Source organism: Pseudomonas sp. OIL-1 (genome assembly GCF_010669185.1).
Lineage (GTDB): Bacteria > Pseudomonadota > Gammaproteobacteria > Pseudomonadales > Pseudomonadaceae > Halopseudomonas > Halopseudomonas profundi.
Genome location: NZ_CP048629.1, coordinates 3,046,409 through 3,067,302 on the forward strand (window position 1 = coordinate 3,046,409; position 20,894 = coordinate 3,067,302).

At 56.0% G+C, this 20,894-nt stretch carries 16 protein-coding genes, 1 tRNA gene and 1 rRNA gene; 16 read left to right on the plus strand and 2 right to left on the minus strand.

Annotated elements, in window-relative coordinates; all coding sequences use genetic code 11:
* Positions 1-36 precede the first annotated feature (36 nt).
* The 12 genes from pheS to G3M63_RS14210 all read left to right on the plus strand — a co-directional run bounded on the left by pheS (position 37) and on the right by G3M63_RS14210 (position 12,854).
* On the plus strand, positions 37-1,041 hold the full coding sequence (gene pheS, locus G3M63_RS14155; protein WP_163983550.1) for a phenylalanine--tRNA ligase subunit alpha: 1,005 nt from the start codon (positions 37-39) through the stop codon (positions 1,039-1,041).
* A gap of 38 nt (positions 1,042-1,079) precedes the next feature.
* On the plus strand, positions 1,080-3,461 hold the full coding sequence (gene pheT / locus G3M63_RS14160; RefSeq protein ID WP_163983551.1) for a phenylalanine--tRNA ligase subunit beta: 2,382 nt from the start codon (positions 1,080-1,082) through the stop codon (positions 3,459-3,461).
* A 3-nt stretch (positions 3,462-3,464) separates the two neighbouring features.
* Positions 3,465-3,767 (plus strand): integration host factor subunit alpha, encoded by a 303-nt coding sequence (ihfA, locus tag G3M63_RS14165; RefSeq protein WP_150302259.1) that lies wholly within the window; start codon positions 3,465-3,467, stop codon positions 3,765-3,767.
* Entirely contained in the window at positions 3,748-4,107 is a 360-nt protein-coding gene (locus G3M63_RS14170; protein ID WP_150302258.1) for a MerR family transcriptional regulator, read from the plus strand. Before ihfA ends, G3M63_RS14170 begins: the two co-directional genes overlap by 20 nt.
* Positions 4,108-4,201: 94 nt before the next feature.
* A tRNA-Pro gene (locus G3M63_RS14175) sits at positions 4,202-4,278 on the plus strand.
* A gap of 220 nt (positions 4,279-4,498) precedes the next feature.
* A complete protein-coding gene (locus tag G3M63_RS14180; RefSeq protein ID WP_150302257.1) occupies positions 4,499-4,867 on the plus strand; it encodes a hypothetical protein in 369 nt (122 codons plus the stop codon).
* A 13-nt stretch (positions 4,868-4,880) separates the two neighbouring features.
* Positions 4,881-5,135 carry a hypothetical protein gene (locus G3M63_RS14185; protein ID WP_150302256.1) on the plus strand — a complete coding sequence of 85 codons (255 nt, stop codon included), beginning with the start codon at positions 4,881-4,883 and terminating at the stop codon, positions 5,133-5,135.
* 272 nt (positions 5,136-5,407) lie between these two features.
* Positions 5,408-6,907 carry an ATPase domain-containing protein gene (locus G3M63_RS14190; protein ID WP_163983552.1) on the plus strand — a complete coding sequence of 500 codons (1,500 nt, stop codon included), beginning with the start codon at positions 5,408-5,410 and terminating at the stop codon, positions 6,905-6,907.
* Positions 6,897-9,005 (plus strand): response regulator, encoded by a 2,109-nt coding sequence (locus tag G3M63_RS14195; protein WP_163983553.1) that lies wholly within the window; start codon positions 6,897-6,899, stop codon positions 9,003-9,005. Before G3M63_RS14190 ends, G3M63_RS14195 begins: the two co-directional genes overlap by 11 nt.
* A 198-nt stretch (positions 9,006-9,203) precedes the next feature.
* The gene (locus tag G3M63_RS14200; protein WP_150302253.1) at positions 9,204-9,479 is read left to right on the plus strand and encodes an AraC family transcriptional regulator; all 276 of its coding nucleotides are present in this window, start codon (positions 9,204-9,206) and stop codon (positions 9,477-9,479) included.
* Positions 9,480-9,590: 111 nt separating this feature from the next.
* Positions 9,591-10,055, plus strand: coding sequence for a bacterioferritin (gene bfr / locus G3M63_RS14205; protein WP_150302252.1), 465 nt, complete (start codon positions 9,591-9,593; stop codon positions 10,053-10,055).
* Between the two features lie 792 nt (positions 10,056-10,847).
* On the plus strand, positions 10,848-12,854 hold the full coding sequence (locus G3M63_RS14210; RefSeq protein WP_163983554.1) for a carboxylesterase/lipase family protein: 2,007 nt from the start codon (positions 10,848-10,850) through the stop codon (positions 12,852-12,854).
* A 118-nt stretch (positions 12,855-12,972) separates the two neighbouring features.
* On the opposite strand, the gene G3M63_RS14215 is transcribed toward G3M63_RS14210, so the two are convergent.
* Entirely contained in the window at positions 12,973-13,953 is a 981-nt protein-coding gene (locus G3M63_RS14215) for an ion channel (protein WP_163983555.1), read from the minus strand.
* A gap of 185 nt (positions 13,954-14,138) precedes the next feature.
* On the opposite strand from G3M63_RS14215, the gene G3M63_RS14220 reads away from it, so the two are divergent.
* The 3 genes from G3M63_RS14220 (at position 14,139) to G3M63_RS14230 (ending at position 17,681) form a co-directional block, all read left to right on the plus strand.
* A complete protein-coding gene (locus tag G3M63_RS14220) occupies positions 14,139-14,468 on the plus strand; it encodes a four-helix bundle copper-binding protein (protein ID WP_150302249.1) in 330 nt (109 codons plus the stop codon).
* A 281-nt stretch (positions 14,469-14,749) separates the two neighbouring features.
* Positions 14,750-16,033: an acyltransferase gene (locus G3M63_RS14225; RefSeq protein ID WP_163983556.1), complete on the plus strand. Its 1,284-nt coding sequence runs from the start codon at positions 14,750-14,752 to the stop codon at positions 16,031-16,033.
* Positions 16,034-16,121: 88 nt separating this feature from the next.
* A complete protein-coding gene (locus G3M63_RS14230; protein WP_306110137.1) occupies positions 16,122-17,681 on the plus strand; it encodes a glucan biosynthesis protein G in 1,560 nt (519 codons plus the stop codon).
* 56 nt (positions 17,682-17,737) lie between these two features.
* On the opposite strand, the gene G3M63_RS14235 is transcribed toward G3M63_RS14230, so the two are convergent.
* Positions 17,738-18,556 (minus strand): aldo/keto reductase, encoded by an 819-nt coding sequence (locus G3M63_RS14235; protein ID WP_163983558.1) that lies wholly within the window; start codon positions 18,554-18,556, stop codon positions 17,738-17,740.
* 722 nt (positions 18,557-19,278) lie between these two features.
* Between G3M63_RS14235 and G3M63_RS14240 the strand changes: the two genes are divergently transcribed.
* Positions 19,279-20,815: ribosomal RNA gene (locus G3M63_RS14240) — 16S ribosomal RNA — on the plus strand.
* The last annotated feature ends 79 nt before the right edge of the window (positions 20,816-20,894 follow it).

Sequence of the window (20,894 nt, forward strand, 5' to 3'; positions counted from 1 at the left end):
TCGCTCTTCCCCTATTTTTGTTTCTGGAGTGTGTTAATGGAAAACCTAGACGCCCTGGTCTCTCAAGCTTTGGAGGCTGTTCAGCAAGCCGCTGACGTCAACACGCTGGAACAGATCCGCGTGCAGTATCTTGGCAAGAAGGGCGAGCTCACTCAGGTCATGAAGACGCTGGGCAATATCCCCGCAGAAGAGCGCCCGAAGGTTGGCGCCATGGTGAATGAAGCCAAAGAGCGAGTGCAAAGCGTTCTCAATGCACGCAAGACCGATATGGAAGCTGCGGCGTTGAATGCCCGTCTGGCCGCCGAGCGGGTTGATGTCACCTTGCCGGGCCGAGGCCAGCTCAGCGGAGGCCTGCATCCGGTCACCCGCACCATGGAACGCATCGAAGAGATTTTTGCCCACGTCGGTTATACCGTCGAGGAAGGCCCCGAAGTCGAAGATGATTATCACAACTTCGAGGCGCTCAACATCCCCGGCCACCATCCGGCCCGGGCGATGCACGATACCTTCTATTTCAACGCCAATACCCTGTTGCGTACACATACCTCGCCGGTACAGATACGCACTATGGAAACTCGCCAGCCGCCGATCCGGATCGTTTGCCCGGGCCGCGTGTATCGCTGCGATTCAGATCAGACGCATTCGCCAATGTTCCATCAGGTAGAAGGGCTGCTGATTGATGAGGGCGTCAGTTTTGCTGACCTGAAAGGTACTATCGTGCAGTTCCTGCGCGAATTTTTTGAAACTGATCTCGAGGTTCGCTTCCGCCCGTCATTCTTCCCGTTTACTGAACCCTCCGCCGAGGTGGATATTCGCCGCGTGGTGATGAAGAACGGTGAAGAGAAAGCCGACTGGCTGGAAGTGCTTGGCTGCGGGATGGTGCATCCCAACGTTTTGCGGATGTCCGGCATTGATCCCGAGAAATATCAGGGTTTTGCCTTTGGTATGGGCGTGGAGCGTCTGGCAATGCTGCGCTACGGGGTGGGTGATCTGCGGATCTTCTTTGACAACGATCTGCGTTTCCTCGAGCAGTTTCGTTAATCGCCGCCACCCAAACTCTTTGACAGCAGGAATAGATAATGAAATTCAGTGAACAGTGGTTGCGCACCTGGGTTAATCCACAGGTAACCCGCGACGAACTGGTTGCCCGTCTGTCCATGACCGGGCTTGAAGTCGACAGCGTTACCCCGGCCGCCGGTGAGTTCAGTGGCGTGGTGGTGGGCGAGATTATCAGCACCGAGCAGCATCCGGATGCCGATAAGCTGCGCGTATGCAGCGTCAGCAGCGGTAGCGAGCAGTTCCAGGTGGTGTGCGGAGCGCCCAACGCGCGCCCCGGCATCAAGATTCCGTTCGCCATGGTCGGCGCCCAGCTCGGTGCTGACTTCAAGATCAAGAAAGCCAAGCTGCGTGGCGTCGAGTCACACGGCATGCTCTGTTCAGCCGCTGAACTGAAGCTGTCTGATGATCACGATGGTTTGTACGAACTCCCGGCTGACGCAACTGTGGGCCAGGACGTGCGCGAGTATCTGGGGCTGGACGACGCGATTATCGAAGTCGACCTGACACCCAACCGCGGTGATTGCCTATCTATCGCAGGCCTGGCCCGTGAAGTCGCGGCCAACTATGGCGAGCAGGTAACCCGCCCGCAGATCGAACCAATCGCGCCAGTAAATGACGACACCCGCCCGGTAGAGCTGCTCGCGAGCCAGGCGTGCCCACGTTATGTCGGTCGCGTCATCCGTAACGTCGACTTGTCGCGCGCAACTCCGCTTTGGATGGTTGAGCGCCTGCGCCGCAGCGACATTCGCAGCATCGATGCAGTCGTCGACATCACCAACTACGTCATGCTGGAACTGGGCCAGCCCCTGCATGCTTTCGACCTGGCTGAAATTCACGGCGGTATACGGGTTCGCATGGCCGAAGAGGGCGAGAAACTGGTATTGCTCGACGGCCAGGAGATTGCGTTGCGGGCTGATACGCTGGTCATCGCTGACCACGAACGGCCGCTGGCTATGGCCGGTATCATGGGCGGCGAGCACAGCGGTGTTAGTGAGAAAACCACTGATCTGTTCCTCGAAAGCGCCTTCTTCGACACCATCGCTATTGCCGGCAAGGCACGTGGCTATGGTCTGCATACCGATTCATCGCACCGCTTCGAGCGCGGTGTCGACTGGCGTTTGCAGCGCGAAGCCATCGAGCGCGCCACTGCGCTGATCCTCGAGATCGTCGGCGGTGAGCCGGGCCCGATTGTTGAAGCCGTAGATGAAAATACCTTGCCCAGGTTAAGCCAGGTCACGCTGCGCAATGACCGCATCACCCAGATGCTGGGTATGGAATTGCCCGCCGGGGATGTCGAATCCTACCTCGGCGGTCTGGGTCTGTACGTCAAACCCAGTGGAAACGGTGAGTGGCAGGTTGACGTGCCCAGCTATCGCTTCGATATTTCCATCGAGGTGGATCTGATCGAAGAGCTGGCCCGTCTGTACGGCTATAACCGGCTGCCGGCCACCGCTCCGACCGCCTCATTGAATCTGGCTGCCAAGTCGGAATCCAAGGGCGAGCTGCCAGCGTTGCGTCGCCTTCTGGTTGCACGTGGCTATCATGAGGCTATCACTTACAGCTTCATCGAGCCGGGTTTGAACAAGCTGTTCGACCCCGAGATTGAGCCTCTTGCCCTGGCCAATCCCATTTCCGCTGACATGGCGGTCATGCGTACATCGCTATGGCCGGGTTTGTGCAAAGCAGTCGAATACAACCTCAACCGTCAGCAATCGCGGGTGCGTCTGTTTGAAAGCGGCCAGCGTTTCCTGCCCCAGACCGATGGTTCGCTGTTGCAGCAGCCGGTGCTGGCCGGGATTGCCTGCGGCGCTCGTCAACCTGAAGGCTGGGCTAACGGTAACGACAAACTCGATTTTCACGACGTAAAAGGGGACGTGGAGGCGGCGCTGGGGCAGGGCGGCTGCGGCTCGGCGTATCGTTTCGAGCCGGCGGAGCATCCCGCACTGCACCCCGGCCAGACGGCAAAAATTACCCGTGATGGTCAAACCGTCGGTTGGCTTGGCGCCTTGCATCCGCTGCTGGTCGACAAGCTGGATCTGCACGCGCCGGTGTTCGTATTTGAACTGGTGCTCGCGGGTATCAGCGAAGGCCGTCTGCCAAAATTTGCCGAGCTGTCGCGCTTCCCGGAGGTTCGCCGGGACATCGCACTGCTGGTCGACAAGGCTGTCGCGGCGGATGATTTGCTCAACAAAATCCGCGCGGTTGCTGGCGAGCACCTTACCAACCTCAGGCTGTTTGACGTTTACGAAGGTAAGGGCATTGATCCTCATAGCAAAAGCCTGGCCATTGGCTTGACGTTACAGCATTCATCGCGCACTCTTACTGATGATGAGGTGAACGCTGTCATGGACGAAGTGCTCGAGTCCCTGGAGCAAGGATTCAATGCCACACTAAGGAAATAGCCTATGACGGCTCTGACAAAAGCAGAGATGGCAGAACGTCTCCATGATGAACTTGGCTTCAACAAGCGTGAAGCCAAGGAGCTCGTGGAGTTGTTTTTCGAAGAGATTCGCAACGCTTTGGAAAGCAACGAGCAGGTCAAGTTGTCCGGGTTCGGCAATTTCGACCTGCGCGACAAGCGTCAGAGGCCAGGCCGAAATCCGAAAACAGGTGAAGAGATTCCTATAACTGCCCGTCGCGTGGTGACTTTTCGCCCGGGGCAAAAACTCAAGGCCCGAGTAGAAGCTTATGCTGGAACCCAGCCATAACCAGGAACTGCCAGCCATACCTGGTAAACGCTACTTCACCATTGGTGAAGTGAGCGAGCTTTGCGAAGTCAAGCCGCACGTATTGCGGTATTGGGAGCAGGAATTTCCGCAGCTATCCCCGGTCAAGCGCCGGGGTAACCGACGCTATTACCAGCGGCAGGACGTTCTGATGATTCGACAGATCCGCGCTTTGCTGTACGACCAGGGGTTTACCATCGGTGGCGCTCGCCAGCGCCTTTCCGGCGATGAAGCCAAGGAAGATGTCACCCACTACAAGCAACTGATCCGCCAGACGATTTCAGAGCTTGAAGAAGTGCTGCAGGTGCTCAAGACCTCATGACCCAAATAACTGCTTGATGAGAAAAAATCCTTTCTCATTTCAGGTAGTTATTGTATGATTCGACCCGCTTCAACAGACAACGTCGAAGCATCGTCGGGGCGTAGCGCAGCCTGGTAGCGCACTTGCATGGGGTGCAAGGGGTCGAGTGTTCGAATCACTCCGTCCCGACCAATATTCAACAGAAAGGCCGATCAGAAATGATCGGCCTTTTTTGTTTGCCTGCCCCGTCCTGAATAGAGGTTGTCCGGTCTGAACAAGGCAAACCGTCTTTGAACAGCGTTGACTGGCTTCCTCTAGCTCAGCGTCCTTTCAATCGCTTCTGACCAAGCTCCGAACTTAACACGCCAGACTTCATCGAAAGTAAGGAATGCTATCGTTACGGAGAAGTCCGATGAATGTCCGACAAACATATCTCGCGTGTGTGGCTGGACTGTTTGCTGCCGCTGCTGGTTCGGTTCATGCGCTGGAGATCGAAACTCGATTGAATGGGCTGGATGTTCTGGTCGAACCGCTGGGAGTTGAAGGTACGTCCTCCGAAGAGGTGGATCTCAGAGGCGTTCGGGCGGTGAAGGTTACTAATCGCACCAACGAATGGGTCTTATGTGAGTTCACGGCTATTCCCGAACAGCGCAGAACAACTGACACGGCGGTATTGGAGCCTAACGATACCGGCGTTTTGCGCGTGCCCGGGAAGTACACCGCCGGCGGTCCGTTGGCGGTACTAGAGTGCGTTCTGGATAGCCAGAACGATGAAATCTGATAAGGGGAACAGTATGATTATCAAACGAATCGGGATGGCGCCAGTCGCTCTGCTATTTGCCGCATTGAGCCTTTCGGCATGTGACGTGGAACAGACTGAGGAAGGTAGTCTTCCGGATGTAGACGTCGAGGCAGAGGGCGGGAATATGCCAGAGTACGACGTTGATGCAGCCGATGTTGATGTCGGAACGCGAGAAAAGACGGTTACCGTGCCGGACGTGGACGTCACCATGCCCGACGAAGAGGAAGATTCTCAGCCACAGCAGTGATTTTTGGCGAGCCCTCGAGGGCGTGTCCTACACCTTCGGCGGGCATCGCATCCCCTGTGTGTTCAGCCTTTTGTTCGATCATCGAACGTCCACCTCTGATGACGCCCCGGTTTTGATAGCGCTGCTTTCCGACGAGCAGCTGCTGCCGGTTCTACCTTCATTTTTCTCGTATCGAACTGGAAATAGATTTGGCGGGCCGTATTGCCCGCTGCATACTAGCGGCTCAAGGCAACGTCGCCTTGGTGGGGCTGCCCCTTGCAAGAGGTAAAAGAATGGCCATAGCACGTCCGATCGTCTCGTCTGGCAACACCGGACTCGATTCAGTTCTCAACGGTGGATTGCCATGCAATCGGCTTTACCTTTTGGAAGGGACGCCCGGCTCGGGCAAGACGACATTGGGGCTTCAGTTCCTGCTTGCAGGCGTCGCAGCAGGGGAGTCGGTGCTCTATATCACGCTTTCCGAGACGGCCGAGGAACTGGAGAGCGTTGCGCATTCTCACGGATGGTCGCTGGATGGTATCAACCTGTTCGAGTTTGCCTCCACTTCGGAAGTGTTGGGCGAGAGCTACGAACAATCGATCCTGCATCCGTGGGAGGCCGAGCTGGGCAACACCATCAAGCTCATTCAAGAGCGCGTGGATGCATTGCAACCCAGAAGGCTTGTGTTTGACAGTCTTTCCGAGATGCGACTGCTCGCGCAGGATCCGTTGCGCTATCGGCGCCAGGTCCTTGCACTCAAGCAGTACTTTGCGGGCCGGGATATCACCGTACTGTTACTGGATGACATGGTCGGCTCGGGTGGCGAATGTGACAATCATCTGCATAGCCTCTGTCATGGTGTTATTACCCTAGCGAGACTTACCCTCGATTTTGGTGCGGCACGCCGGCGTCTACAGATCCAGAAACTACGCGGCGTCGATTTTGTTGCAGGTTTTCATGATTTTGAAATCCGCAAGGGCGGGCTTGAGGTCTATCCACGCTTGATAGCCTCCAGTCATAGCGTGAAGTTTACCGGTGAGGCGCTGAAGAGTGGCATTCAGGCCTTGGACGACCTGCTCGCAGGAGGGCCTTTGAGGGGCACCAGCACACTGGTTACCGGCCCAGCGGGAGCGGGCAAGACCACCCTGGCTCTGGTGTACCTCGCTGCAGCTTGTAGACGGGGCGAACGATGCGCGATCTACCAGTTTGATGAGCGGGTAGCAACCCTGATAAGCCGGGCTGACAGCATGGGGTTGGGTTTTAGCCAGTTTATTGCCGATGGTCTCCTGGTCATCCAGCAAATCAACCCTGCGGCGATTTCCCCCGGCGAATTTGCCTGGAGAGTGCGTACCGAGGTAGAGGAGCGAGGCTGCAAGATAATTGTGGTCGACAGCCTCAACGGGTATATGGCTGCCATGCCCCAGGAGAAGCAGCTGGTCCTGCAAATGCATGAACTTCTATCCTATCTGAGTCAGCTGGGTGTAGTGACCTTCTTGATCAATCCGCAGCACGGGCTTGTCGGCTCGATGGCGAGTAATCTCAATATCTCCTACGTGGCGGATTCAGTGGTGCTGATTCGCTTCTTCGAAGCCCAGGGGCGATTGCGTAAAGCAGTTTCCGTGTTGAAGCATCGAGGCGGTGCGCATGAAGACACCATCCGGGAGCTTCGAATTGATTCCAAAGGCGTGCGTGTGGGCGAGCCCTTAGCGAATTTTCGCGGTGTTCTGACAGGCACGCCAGAGTATTTCGGGGCGGACCGTCCCCTTATGGAAGAACGACAGCGTGAGGATTGAGCGGCAGTCAGGAACCAGAACATTATCGATCGTTGCTCCGTTCAAGGCGGACACGCTGAGCCTGAACAGACTGTTCGGCGAGAAATATTCCGTATCCGTTCATCACGACCTTTCTACGCTTTCCGCAGCGTTAGGTGCTGAGACGGGTTTGGTGGTCCTGACGGAGGAAGCGCTTCTGGGAAGCGTTGCCGCGCTCGGCGAGGCGCTGAGTCAACAGCCGAGTTGGTCTGATATACCCATCATCCTGCTGGCCTCAAATAATGGCCGGTCAGGGCGTGATACCGAAATAGCGCGTCGTCGGCTGCCTGCCTCTGCAGGTTACGTGATTGTGCTTGAGCGTCCACTCAGCTCCGCGTCGCTGATTAGCGCAGTCGACGCAGCCTGGGGTTCGCGCGAAAGGCAATTCGAGATGCGTGACCGCCTGGCCGAGTTGGCTGAAGAGCGCGGCCGCCTGCAGATTCTTCTGGAAAACGTACCGGTCGGTATCTGCTTTATGGATGCAGAAGGCCGCGCGGTAATCAGCAATCCCTTGTTTCGACAATATCTTCCGCAGGGCATTATCCCGTCCCGACAGCCAGACATAGCCGCTCGTTGGGCGGCATTCGACGCGGAAGGAAGAAAGCTCGAGCCGCATATGTATCCAGGAGCCAGAGCCCTGAGAGGCGAACCCGCCAATGGGGTCGACTTCTGCCATAGCCGGGAAAATGAGAGCGAGTCCTGGATGCGCGTCAGCGCTGTGCCTTTGTACGACGATACCCAACATATCATCGGCGCAGCGTCTGTGATTCTCGACATAAACGAAGAGAAACAGGCGGAACTGTCGTTGAGACGCTTCAACGAGGAGCTTGAAGTCCAGGTGCAAGCACGTACCCGTGAACTCAACGCTGCGATAGAGAAGTTGCGGACCGAGAGCGATGAAAGAGCACGTGCTGAGGAGCAGCTCCGGCAGTCGTTGAAGATGGAGGCGGTAGGGCAGTTGACCGGTGGAATCGCACACGATTTCAATAACATGTTAACTGGCGTGATCAGCGCGCTGGATCTGATCAAAATGCGTATCGCGAAGGGGAAAGTCGATGATGTCGCGCGGTTTATGGACGCCGCGCAGACGTCGGCTCAGCGGGCTGCAGCCTTGACTCAGAGGTTGCTGGCCTTTTCTAGACGTCAACCGCTGGACGCCAAGCCATTATCCATCAACCCGCTCATCGCTGCCCTTAAAGATCTGCTGCAGCGAACGGTTTCCGAGCGAATCTCCTTGAGTCTGGATCTCTGCAGTCAGGAACCCTGGATCTGCGCAGACGCCAACCAGCTTGAAAATGCCATTCTGAATCTGGCGATCAATGCGCGTGATGCCATGCCTCACGGTGGAGTTTTGTCGATTCGCACCCGGCTCTTGAATGACAACACCGGGTCCGATGCTGTTTCGTCGTCCGCACTTGGTCAGGTGTGTATAGACGTCCAGGACACGGGCTACGGCATTTCCGAGAACATGCTTGATAAGGTCATGGAGCCCTTTTTTACCACTAAACCTATAGGGCAGGGCACTGGGCTCGGTCTGTCGATGGTGTACGGCTTCGCAAAACAAAGTAACGGTCGCCTTAATATCCACAGCGTTCCGGATGTCGGTACGACTGTTTCGATTTGCCTGCCCGAGCACTCCAAAATCGCTTCCGGCTTACGGGTAGCGCTCGAGTCCGCAGCGTCGGGTCGGGGACAGTCGATCCTGCTCGTGGAAGATGACGATTCGGTGCGCCTGATCAATCAGGAGGTGCTGGAAGAACTTGGCTATAGGGTATATGTAGCCTGTGACGCTGAGGAGGCGCTGCACCGCTTCCATACCCTTGACCGGGTTGATCTGCTGGTCACGGATGTCGGGCTGCCAGGTATGAACGGACGTCAGCTTGCTGAAGTGCTTCAGCAGCTACAGCCGCGGCTACCGGTGCTGTTTCTGACGGGCTATGCTGAAAGCGCGATGGCTCAGGGCGACTTTTTGGGCACTCACATGCAGCTATTGACCAAGCCTCTAACCCTGGACATGTTGGCGAGTCGGGTAGCGAGCATGCTCGTTAATGACGCTCTTGGCAGCGAGGTTGAGCTGTAACTCTTCGAGCACTCGTGGTCGGGCAGTGTTGGATTATCAGTTAAAGGGGGGGGGGCGCCGCCCGCACCGGTAGTGATCGACGATGCGGGGATGGTCTGACTTGTCGATCGTGGAGCATGGCGGCGTGCTGAAATCGAAAAGCAGGTGTCTGCCTAGTTCCTTCCGAACACGCGTGGTCTTGGCGCGCGTCGTCACGCAGTGCAGCCAGTTCCGCCTCCCTCACTCCAGCAAGATGCCTACGCTCTGCGCATATCCGATCGAAGCCTGCGGTGTGCGCTGGAAGTGGAGGGCACCAACTGGCGCAATCTGCTGGTTCAGGTGCTGGTCTCCAGCGCCCAGCAGCGGCTGCGCTCAGCCCGTATCAGCGTGCAACAAGTGGCAGACGAACTGGGTTACGCCGACCCCTCCCGTTTTTCCCATGCGTCCAAACGCTGGACTGGGTTGTCGCCGCTGGAGTTCAAAAACTCTCAGTGAAGACTCGGCCGCCCGTCCACGCGTCCTTGTTAGCATAGCCCCTTCATGGTGGCATTCCCGACGCCATCAGCGCACAATTCGCCTCAACAGAATCGTAGTTGGAGTCGTACCATGCAGGGCCACCAGGATGTTATCAGCTGTCTCATTGAGCTACTGCGCGGGGAGCTGGGCGCACGTGATCAGTATTTTCTGCATTCGCGCCTCTATGAGGATATGGGCTATCCCAAGCTGTACGAACGCATCAACCATGAGATGGAAGAAGAGACGCAGCACGCCGATGCCATTCTGAAGCGCATCCTGTTTCTTGAAGGCAAGCCTGATATGTCGCCTGCGGCGATCCACCCTGGCTTCACCGTGCCCGATATGCTCGCTGCTGATCTTCGGTTGGAATATGAGGTGCAGGCCAACCTGGTCAGCGCCATCGCTTTGTGTGAGAAGCACAGTGACTACCAGACTCGCGAGATCCTCGAGGTCCAACTCAAAGACACTGAGGAAGATCATGCCTACTGGCTCGAACAACAGTTGCGGTTGATCAAGCTGGTTGGCCTGGAGAATTATCTGCAGTCGCAGATGTGAGTCATTCCGTATCCTACCGCTATGTTGCTCTGGGGCTGATCGGCGAATGCCGTTCGGTCCAATAGCCTCCAACGGGATCCGGTTTTAACCAGCGCAGCGACCCGCCGCGCTTCGTATTCAGTGAAAAAAAATCGTTCTCACAGTTGTTCCTGTGCCGCTTCCTGTTCCTGCCGCCGCGCACCTGGTGCTATGGGCTGGCGTTGCACCGGGATGGCTGCGCAAGTTAGCCGTCACAGTTATCTGGGAGCGGAGCGCGGCCGGCTGTTTCTCTGCCTGCACAGGCTCCCGAGGCGAGTTAACTGATGCTCACGTGGCGCCATCAGCGATCTATGCGGCGGGACGCTGTCGCATTTTTTGTTCAGTGGAAACGTGGTAATGCATCTGCCTGGCAAGGCGCACGCCGAAGATTGCTAATATGAATGATCGTTCATAAGCGAGGCGCAGCGGTATCGTCCACGGCGCCTTTTGTCTCGGACGGCTTCTTGCAACGAGGTCGCGGACTGCAGCCTTTTTCGCAATCGGTACAGCGCTTTGCGGCTAATGGGTTGGCCAGACGCTAGGCCGAGCTGCCGATTCTGCGAGCCATAAATTCTAACCGTCTCCCCTGGAGTATTTGCGTCATGCCGGGCATTAAGCGCCTGACCCGGACGCCGGGGGTGGCGCGGTCTTGCAGCGCGCCTATCCTCTCTCTCGAGTTGACGCAGTGCTTGGTCGGCGGCTCGCTGTGCCCCGGCATGCTTTGCAATTGCAAACTCGCATGAACTCTACAAAAACAATAAACCGGAGGTTTGTATGCACCAGTTCAGGATACCCGGCGCCGCTCGTTCGGCATTGCTTGCTGTTTCGTTGTCACCATTCCTATTGCCTCTGACAGGCTGTCTGGATGGCTCTTCAGATTCCGATGATGACGAAGAAGTAACCAGCCGTACCGGCGTCTTTATCGACAGCGCCGTAGCCGGGCTGAGTTACAGCGGCGAAACGACCGGCGAGGGCATAACCAATCAGCACGGAGAGTTCTCCTATGTGGACGGGGAATGGCTGACGTTTTCAATAGGTAAGCTCGAGCTGGGCTCTGCGACGGGAAGCGATGTTTTGACGCCACTCAGCATCGTCAAGGCGGCAACGGCTGCCGAAGATCAGCGGGTGGTCAATATGCTGGTCTTGCTGCAATCACTGGATGCAGACGGTAATCTCAATAACGGGATTGAGCTGAACGAGCCGATCAGCGAAGAGGTTTCCTTGAATGCTGGCAGCCTTTATCTGGATCAATCCCCGGAAGACTTCAACGCTGCGCTGGCTCCGCTTCTTGCGCGACTAGAAGCAAGCAACGCGTTTTCCGATACTGACCCGCGACCGCGCAAAGCGGCCGCCGTAGCCGATGCGCTCGAGCACTTTTCCCGCTCAACCAGCCCGCGACGGGTAGTTGAAACAACCGGCGGTCAATTGCGTGGTTTTGAGGCTGACGAATCAGCCTGGCAATTCCTCGGCGTCCCCTATGCACAGCCACCGCTGGGTGATTTGCGCTGGAAGGTTCCGCAACCGGTGAGTCCCTGGGAAGGCATACGCGAGGCGATAAGCTGGAGCGATCAGGCTGCACAAAATCCTGCGTTGGAGCGTTTCGGGGAAGGTGGTATGAGTGAAGACTCGCTCTATCTGAACATCACCGCTCCGAAGGATGCCAGCAGCTTGCCGGTCATGGTCTGGTTTCACGGCGGCGGATTCACCTCGTTAACCAGTAATACCAAGCCCTTCAATAACCCCTTGGCGGTCGCCAGTAAGGGCGTGGTGCAGGTATCGGTCAACCAGCGTCTGGGGCCTTTCGGATACATTGCCCATCCGGAACTCAGCAGCGAGAGTGGTTACGACGGCTCGGGCAACTATGGACAGATGGACCTGATCATGGCGCTGGAATGGGTGCGGGATAATATCGCCGGATTCGGAGGCGATCCATCCAATGTCACGATTTTCGGGGAGTCCGGGGGAGGGCGCAAGGTGCTTTCGCTGATGGCTTCGCCCAAGGCTGCCGGGTTGTTCCACAAGGCAATCAGCCAGAGCGGAACGCTGATACCCGATACCCGGAGTCTGGAAGCCGCAGAATCCATTGGCAGCGAACTACAAACCCGGCTGAACGCTGCGTCGCTGGAAGAAATGCGCTCGCGCAGTTGGGAGGACGTGGTTTCAGCCGCGGCGACACTGGTGCCTTACACCAACGTCGATAATCATTACCTGCCGACCACTGAGCGTGTCAGCTTCGAGACCGATATGGATAACGACGTCCCCTTTATGTTTACCGTCAATACGAATGACACCCCGGATCCGATCAATACCGTCAAAGAAGTCTTTCCGTGGTTGGCCCCGCTCAACAGCGAGCCAACCTACGCGACGCTGTTCGCCCATCAGCCGGCTGGCTGGAAGGCCCGGGGTGTGGACGCTTATCACGGCGCGGAGCTGGCATATATGTTCAACATGCCGGAAAGCGTGATCACGCATTATTTGCTCGGCCTGGTAATTGATCCTGCGACGGGTGAGTCATTGGTGATCGAGGATCTCAACGGAAATGGGGTACCAGGATCGGCAGGCGATCCCGCAGACGTCTTCGCATCAGCAGGCTTTAACGAAACGGATGAGCAGGTCATTGAGCGGATGTTGTTGATCTGGACCAACTTTGCCAAGACCGGCGATCCCAGCATTCCGGGTGAAATAGACTATCCGGAATATGAAGCACAGACTCAGCAGTACGTCGAGCTAAGCGATGTGGCTGAGGTGAAATCCGGCATGGGCGATGTGTTTGCAGAGTGACCTGTAGGATCAAGCGTCGAGTCTGGGAGGGAGCATCGTCCACATTGATTGATGGGTCGAGCTCCCTTCCAGCTCAAAAGATAGGTTAAAGCGCGTCATCACAGGTAGTGCTTGAACGCTATTTCACAGCCCAGCCATCTTCTTCACAGAGTGCGAGTAGGCGCCGACGTCTTGGGAGATACTCCTCGAAGGCCGCGTCAAACTTATCGTCACCGCTATCAAGCCCAAGCTTCGAGGCAATGCTGTTGAGTCTGTGTTTCTCGGATTCGGAGGATTGCTCCGATGAGTCACCGGCTCGGCTGAACTGGACGAAATTGTCGATGCTGCTGCGTAGTACTTTGATGATTCCTCTGTAAGTCCCGGACTCGTCGAGGCTGAGAAGAAACACGGTGTCGGCAAGCAATAATATTCCGCGCGCGGGTGAGAGGCTGGCCTGGGTCGCGTGGAAATATTTCAGAACAGGGAAGGCCAGATGACGCAGCCCCTGATGATCAATGGTTGAAGAGAGCTCGAGAAGATAGTTTTTCAGTGATCCCTGGGAATCGGTCAGATTTGCCGTCCTGATGATCTCTTCTTCGCTGCTGCCCATTGCGAAAACGGTCGTCGCCAGGCTACGCCGCTGGATGGCGGCAGACACCACAGACAACACATAGGACAGCGAAACAGTCAGAACAATGGTCGCCGCGAGCGTCGCCAGGGTACTGATAAAGGTCCAGGGCGGGCCGGAGGGCACCCAGTCACCATAGCCGAGACTCGAAATGGTCGTGTTGGTGAAATACAACGTTTCGAGATGATCGGCGGGTGCTGAGGTTGTACCGTCGATCACTGCGCCCGGGTATGCGATAAATAGCACAAAGGCGGCCAGACCCAGCAGCAGATACCACGACACAATACTGAGGAGGATCATCGCCGGGCCAGCAAATTTCAGCGCGGCGTGGATCGGTTTACGTTTGTGAATAGCCAGCAGCAGCCGCCAGATTCCACTGAAAGCCAGGCGGCTCAAAGGGCCGGCGCCGCCAGTGCTGAATACGGTTACGAACTGATCCCATAGTGTTACGCCAGCAATAAGGGCGGCCAATACAATAAGTGCAATTTCCACGGTTACCTCTCTGATAGTGGTCCCTGTTGTGACTACACGGGCGGTCCCGCGTTCGGTACGTTGCGAACTGGGATGGGGTCGGCCAGTACAGCCCATCTGGCCGTCAAAAATGAACCCGGCTTGCTGGAGTCCTGTCCCAAGCTATGAGTCAGTTACTGGCCCATTCTCAAGAGAGGAGTAGCTCAATGACCAACAGCATGTATGAAGCCTGTATTCAGGCTTGCCTGAAGTGCGCGGTTGCGTGCGATACCTGCGCTGCGTCCTGCCTGCGCGAAGACGACGTCAAGATGATGGCCCGGTGTATCCAGACCGATATGGATTGTGCAGACACCTGCCGTACCGCAGCAGCGCTCATGGCACGGGATAGCGAGTTCGCCAAGGCATTCTGCAAGGTATGCGCTCAGGTATGTCGTGCCTGTGGCGAGGAGTGCAAGAAGCACGAGGCTGACCATTGTCAGCGCTGCGCTGAGGCCTGCATGGCGTGCGCGGATGAGTGCGAGCGCATGGCCGCATAAAAAGATGCCGGTATGGCAATGCAGCCAGAGTAGGCTGCATTGTCATATCTTCTTCTGCTCTCTCTGTTTGCCCCCGCCAATTTCGATTCGTATTAAACAGTTCACAGATAAATCACGAAGTTCGATTCCTTTGTCGGGTTTACGGAACGGATCCAATCAATGCGACGTCCGAAGCGCATCGATTGATGATTCATGAATCTGCCTGACAACCTGAGACCGCAACGCTGATGACTCTCCTTATTGCTCGCACTATTCTCCTTTCATAAACAACCAGTTAAATAATGCGAACGCGTTCCGAGCACTTTATCGGACTGGAGTGGCTACGATTTCTGCTCGGCCTTTACATCGTCATTTTCCATACGCTGCACAATTACCCGGAGCAAAAACTCCCTTTGATCAAGCAATTGAGCGGCGTCGGGTTTTTTGCCACCAGTGCATTCTTCGTCCTGTCAGGTTTCCTGTTGACGCATGTCTATTGCCGAAACGGCCGACTACGCGAGCCCGCTGGAAACTTTCTCTTCAAGCGTTTTGCCAATCTCTATCCGTTGCACCTGTTTTCGTTGGCCCTGACCGTTCTGGTGATTTGTCTCATTAGCCAGCTTGCGATACCGCCGGATGATCTGAAAGCTAGCGTGCGTTTCGTTGTCTATGACACGAATGAGGATCTGGCTGGCGCCTCACGTAGCGTGCTTGAGCACTGGATGGGCGACGCAGAGCTCCTCCTGAATACCATGTTGCAGCTATTTATGCTGCAGGCCTGGAATCCGTACTGCCTCACCTTCAACCCGCCGCTGTGGTCGATCTCTGCGCTGTTTTTCTTCTATATGACATTCCCGTTTCTCGCGCCGCGGTTGATGGCGCTGAAGAGCAAGCATCGATGGCTAGCAGTGCTGACGCTCGTATACCTTCTACCGCCGGCCTGGGTGATATATCACCAGGAACTGGGGATGCCGTTCACTGGGATGCTGCACCGAATGCCGCTGTTGCGATTGCCGGAGTTTCTGGCTGGTATTCTGCTCTATGGCCTGTTCCGCCAGATGCAGGATGCCGGTCGGACGCCGCGACTAGGGGGCAGGGTGGTAATGGGCGTTTTCGTGCTGGCCTGTTTCCTGGGAGCAGCCTGGTTGGTCCAGGGTGCGCAATTCTGGTACTTCCTGCTGCATAACGGTCTTTTGCTGCCGGCGCAGCTGGTATCGATTTATCTGTGCGCACTGGTCAGGCCTGTGAATAGCGAATGGTTGCATAGCTGGTCTCAACGTCTGGGTACCGCTTCCCTGCCGATGTTTGTGCTGCATGTACCAGCGTTTACCCTGTTTTCGCGGTCGGAGAAGGTGCTTGGGGTGGCTTCACAGGACTGCTTTGCAAGCTGGTCGGAATGCGCGGTGGCGGCGGGGGATCAGGGGCTTTCCATCATCTATTACCCGCTGTATCTGTTACTGACGGTGGCGCTTTGTCTGCACGTGCAGGAAAGGGCCGTCGTCCCCATGCGGCAATATCTGGTTGCGAAATACCGGACGCCTGCCGCGGCTGTTGCGGTGAACAAAACCAAACCGTCTGCATCCTAGTCAGCGTAAGCAGAACCCGCTGGCGGGCACGCTTTATCATTTTTCCAGTTGGGGGACTACCGCGATGCTCTTGCGCACCAGGGTTGCTATGCAAAGCAAACCTATTTCCTGTCTGATCTGGCTGGCTTCGGCTTCGCTTTTCAGTACGTTCCAGGCCCATGCTTTTTCGCTGGATGAGGTAGCTACCGAAGCGCGGGCATTGGTGGACGAGCCCTATGTCGAGCCGGTCAGTAATTTGCCACCCGAGTTCAGCGAAATGAAATTTGCTGACTATCAGACAATGCAGCCCAAGCCTGAAAAGTTTGAATGGAGAGAGCAGGACACGCCGTTCAAGCTTGCTTTCTACCATCAGGGCATGCATTTCAATACGCCGGTCAGGATCAACGAAATTGTCGACTCCCGTGTCGAGGAGATCAAATACGATCCCGACAGCTTTGATTTTGGCGACATGCGCTTTGACAGCGAGACAACGAGCCAGCTGGGATATGCAGGGGTGCGGATACTCTATCCGATCAACCGCGAAGGCAAGGAAGATGAAGTAATGAGTATCCTAGGGGCCAGTTACTTCAGGGTTATCGGCAAAGGTCATATATACGGCTTGTCCGGCCGTGGCCTGGCCATCGACACCGCACTTCCAGCGGGTGAGGAGTTCCCAGCCTTCCGCGAATTATGGATTGAGCGGCCTGAACCTGAAGACAGCCATCTGGTGTTCTACGCGCTGATGGATTCACCTAGCGTGACGGGCGCGTACAAGTTCACGCTGGGGACCGGTAGCGATGCGGTGCTTGATGTGGAATCGAAGATATTCATGCGTGAGAACGTCAAAAAGGTTGGCATCGCACCGCTGACCAGCATGTTCTTGTTTGGCCCCAACCAGCCTTCACCCACCGCAAACTTCCGTCCCGCCATTCATGACTCAAACGGCCTGGCGATTCATACCGGTGAGGACGAATGGTTATGGCGTCCGCTGAATAATCCTGAGCAGGTTTCGGTAAGCACCTTTCACGTGGAAAACTCCAGAGGCTTTGGTCTTTTGCAGCGCGGTCGGGATTTCTCCGACTATGAAGATCTGGAAGACCGTTACGACCTGCGACCCAGTACCTGGATAGAGCCGGTTGGTGACTGGGGCAAGGGCAAGGTCGAACTGGTAGAGATCCCGACGGCGGATGAGACCAACGACAATATCGTGGCTTTCTGGACACCTGACGATATGCCGGAAAAAGGCCAGTCTCTGGATTTTGCCTATAGCATGCGCTGGACCACCAACGAGCCAGCGCTACTTGATGACGATATTGCCTGGGTCAAACAGACGCTGCGCACGCCCGGTGAAATAAAGCAGAGCAACCTGATACGTCACCTGGACGGAAGCACCGGTATGCTGATTGATTTTGAAGGACCAGTGCTGGCTCAGTTGTCTGAAGACGTGGATGTCACACCGCAGGTGAGCGTCGACGAAAACGCCGAGGTGCTTGAAACACTGTTACAACGCAACCCCGTAACCGAAGGGTGGCGCATGACCTTGCGGTTGAAGGTGCGCGATCCGAAGCGGCCAGTAGAAATGCGAGCGGCGCTGGTGACTGGCGATAAGAGTCTGACGGAAACCTGGAGCTATCAGATTCCTCCAAATACTCTGCCGCCCAACAGTTGAAGCATGTCAGCTAAGTCGTTGACTCAGAGCGAAGCGGCTCACGTGCTACCGGCGAGTCATACGACTTCGAGCGGCTGCTTGCGCATCGGCGGAGGAAACGCTTTGTCGAGTAGAGCCAGATCGCTCTGGCTGAGTTGCAGTTCAGTGGCTGCAGCGTTGAGTCTGATATGTTCGATGCTGGCCGCTTTAGGGATCGCAACGACGCCGCTCTGCCGAATGGTCCAGGCAAGCGCAATTTGTGCTGTGGTTGCAGCATGCCGCCCGGCGATCTGCTTGAGTGCCGGATGTTGCAAAAGGCTGCCGCCCTGACTGAGCGGACAATAGGCCATGAGCGGCATGGCATTGCTCTGTTGCCAGGGAAGCAGATCGTATTCGATGCCCCGAGATTCCAGGTTGTATAGAACCTGATTGGTGGCGCAACCTGCAGGCAGCGCTTGCATGTCGTCCAGATCGAAATTCGATACGCCCCAAGCCTTTATCTTGCCTTGTTCGAGGAGTCGCTCGAACCCCTCTATGGTCTCGGTCACCGGATGCCGACCGGGCCAATGGAGCAGGTACAGATCAATCACATCGGTATTCAGGCGCCGTAAGCTCCGCTCGCACGCATCGATCACTCCGCTACGGCTGGCGTTGTGGGGCAGCACCTTGCTGGTGAGGAACACTTGTTCGCGCACACCAGCAATAGCCTCGCCAACGACTTCCTCAGCGCCACCGTCGGCATACATTTCGGCGGTATCGACAAGTGTCATTCCCAAGTCCAGTCCTTCACGTAGCGCAGCAACCTCTTGCTTACGCTGTGTCCGTTGCTCTCCCATATGCCAGGTACCCTGGCCTATAACAGGCACGTTCACGCCTCCCAGGTTGACCGTCTTCATATCATCTTCTCGTCTAAATTGAATATTAGGGCGCTGCGCAAGGAACGCAGCCTCGTCTGGTCAAGACAAGCCCATCAAGTCTGCTCCGTCAACCAGATGGGCTCGCTCGAAACCGACCAGCTTGCCGATAGAGTCGAGCACCGAAGAGATCTTTACTCTGACTGTGAAGTAGCAGGCTTGCATGGGATCCGCGCGAATCCTGCCATTTGTTATGGCGCTCGAGCGGCGCCAGAATGCCGTGCTCCGGTCATGACCAGGTATGCGGTTATATTTGTTGCGGACGTCATTGACAGGCTGAAGAGAAGGCGTAGAATGCGCCGCTCTGCGAAGGGCTGGATGGATCGGTTGTTCGCAGCGATGAGGCAGCTCATCAAGGTTTACGGAAGGTGTTGACAGCGAGCTTGGCTCCTGTAGAATGCGCCTCCCTGGCACGGAACAGCAGCGCTGTTCAGGCCATTCAGGCAGCAAGTGAAGCAGCAAAAATACTTCACAAAATTGCTTGACGGATCAGAAGGTTAGCGTAGAATACGCGGCCTTGGTAAGGCGGAAGCGCCGGCCGAATCGCTCTTTAACAATCTGAATCAAGTAATTCGTGTGGGTGCTTGCTGAGTTGCTCGATGATCGCAAGATTATCAGCCAAGCAAGTAACTCTGTGAATTCATCGAGTTTATTTGTAAAAGCTGAGCCAAGTTTAGGGTTTTCTCAAAACCCAAGCAGTTTTTAAACTGAAGAGTTTGATCATGGCTCAGATTGAACGCTGGCGGCAGGCCTAACACATGCAAGTCGAGCGGTAGAGAGAAGCTTGCTTCTCTTGAGAGCGGCGGACGGGTGAGTAATACCTGGGAATCTGCCTGATAGTGGGGGATAACGTCCGGAAACGGGCGCTAATACCGCGTACGTCCTACGGGAGAAAGCAGGGGATCTTCGGACCTTGCGCTATCAGATGAGCCCAGGTCGGATTAGCTAGTTGGTGGGGTAATGGCTCACCAAGGCGACGATCCGTAACTGGTCTGAGAGGATGATCAGTCACACTGGAACTGAGACACGGTCCAGACTCCTACGGGAGGCAGCAGTGGGGAATATTGGACAATGGGCGCAAGCCTGATCCAGCCATGCCGCGTGTGTGAAGAAGGTCTTCGGATTGTAAAGCACTTTAAGCCGGGAGGAAGGGCTGACGCCTAATACGTGTCAGTTTTGACGTTACCGGCAGAATAAGCACCGGCTAACTCTGTGCCAGCAGCCGCGGTAATACAGAGGGTGCAAGCGTTAATCGGAATTACTGGGCGTAAAGCGCGCGTAGGTGGTTCAGTAAGATGGGTGTGAAATCCCCGGGCTCAACCTGGGAACTGCTTTCATAACTGCTGAACTAGAGTACGGTAGAGGGTAGTGGAATTTCCTGTGTAGCGGTGAAATGCGTAGATATAGGAAGGAACACCAGTGGCGAAGGCGACTACCTGGACTGATACTGACACTGAGGTGCGAAAGCGTGGGGAGCAAACAGGATTAGATACCCTGGTAGTCCACGCCGTAAACGATGTCAACTAGCCGTTGGGAACCTTGAGTTCTTAGTGGCGCAGCTAACGCACTAAGTTGACCGCCTGGGGAGTACGGTCGCAAGATTAAAACTCAAATGAATTGACGGGGGCCCGCACAAGCGGTGGAGCATGTGGTTTAATTCGAAGCAACGCGAAGAACCTTACCTGGCCTTGACATGCTGAGAACTTTCCAGAGATGGATTGGTGCCTTCGGGAACTCAGACACAGGTGCTGCATGGCTGTCGTCAGCTCGTGTCGTGAGATGTTGGGTTAAGTCCCGTAACGAGCGCAACCCTTGTCCTTAGTTACCAGCACATAATGGTGGGCACTCTAAGGAGACTGCCGGTGACAAACCGGAGGAAGGTGGGGATGACGTCAAGTCATCATGGCCCTTACGGCCAGGGCTACACACGTGCTACAATGGGCGGTACAGAGGGTTGCCAAGCCGCGAGGTGGAGCTAATCCCGAAAAACCGTTCGTAGTCCGGATCGGAGTCTGCAACTCGACTCCGTGAAGTCGGAATCGCTAGTAATCGCGAATCAGAACGTCGCGGTGAATACGTTCCCGGGCCTTGTACACACCGCCCGTCACACCATGGGAGTGGGTTGCACCAGAAGTAGCTAGTCTAACCTTCGGGAGGACGGTTACCACGGTGTGATTCATGACTGGGGTGAAGTCGTAACAAGGTAGCCGTAGGGGAACCTGCGGCTGGATCACCTCCTTAATCGATAGATCTCGACACTCTTCAAGCACTCACACGAATTACTTGATTCAACAGAAAGGCGATTGGGTTGCAGCGCTTT

Coding starts and splice junctions, on each gene's coding strand:
- pheS (WP_163983550.1), top strand. CDS start 37: ATGGAAAACCTAGACGCCCTGGTCTCTCAAGCTTTGGAGGCTGTTCAG.
- pheT (WP_163983551.1), top strand. CDS start 1,080: ATGAAATTCAGTGAACAGTGGTTGCGCACCTGGGTTAATCCACAGGTA.
- ihfA (WP_150302259.1), top strand. CDS start 3,465: ATGACGGCTCTGACAAAAGCAGAGATGGCAGAACGTCTCCATGATGAA.
- G3M63_RS14170 (WP_150302258.1), top strand. CDS start 3,748: ATGCTGGAACCCAGCCATAACCAGGAACTGCCAGCCATACCTGGTAAA.
- G3M63_RS14180 (WP_150302257.1), top strand. CDS start 4,499: ATGAATGTCCGACAAACATATCTCGCGTGTGTGGCTGGACTGTTTGCT.
- G3M63_RS14185 (WP_150302256.1), top strand. CDS start 4,881: ATGATTATCAAACGAATCGGGATGGCGCCAGTCGCTCTGCTATTTGCC.
- G3M63_RS14190 (WP_163983552.1), top strand. CDS start 5,408: ATGGCCATAGCACGTCCGATCGTCTCGTCTGGCAACACCGGACTCGAT.
- bfr (WP_150302252.1), top strand. CDS start 9,591: ATGCAGGGCCACCAGGATGTTATCAGCTGTCTCATTGAGCTACTGCGC.
- G3M63_RS14210 (WP_163983554.1), top strand. CDS start 10,848: ATGCACCAGTTCAGGATACCCGGCGCCGCTCGTTCGGCATTGCTTGCT.
- G3M63_RS14220 (WP_150302249.1), top strand. CDS start 14,139: ATGACCAACAGCATGTATGAAGCCTGTATTCAGGCTTGCCTGAAGTGC.
- G3M63_RS14225 (WP_163983556.1), top strand. CDS start 14,750: ATGCGAACGCGTTCCGAGCACTTTATCGGACTGGAGTGGCTACGATTT.
- G3M63_RS14230 (WP_306110137.1), top strand. CDS start 16,122: ATGCAAAGCAAACCTATTTCCTGTCTGATCTGGCTGGCTTCGGCTTCG.
- G3M63_RS14235 (WP_163983558.1), bottom strand. CDS start 18,556: ATGAAGACGGTCAACCTGGGAGGCGTGAACGTGCCTGTTATAGGCCAG.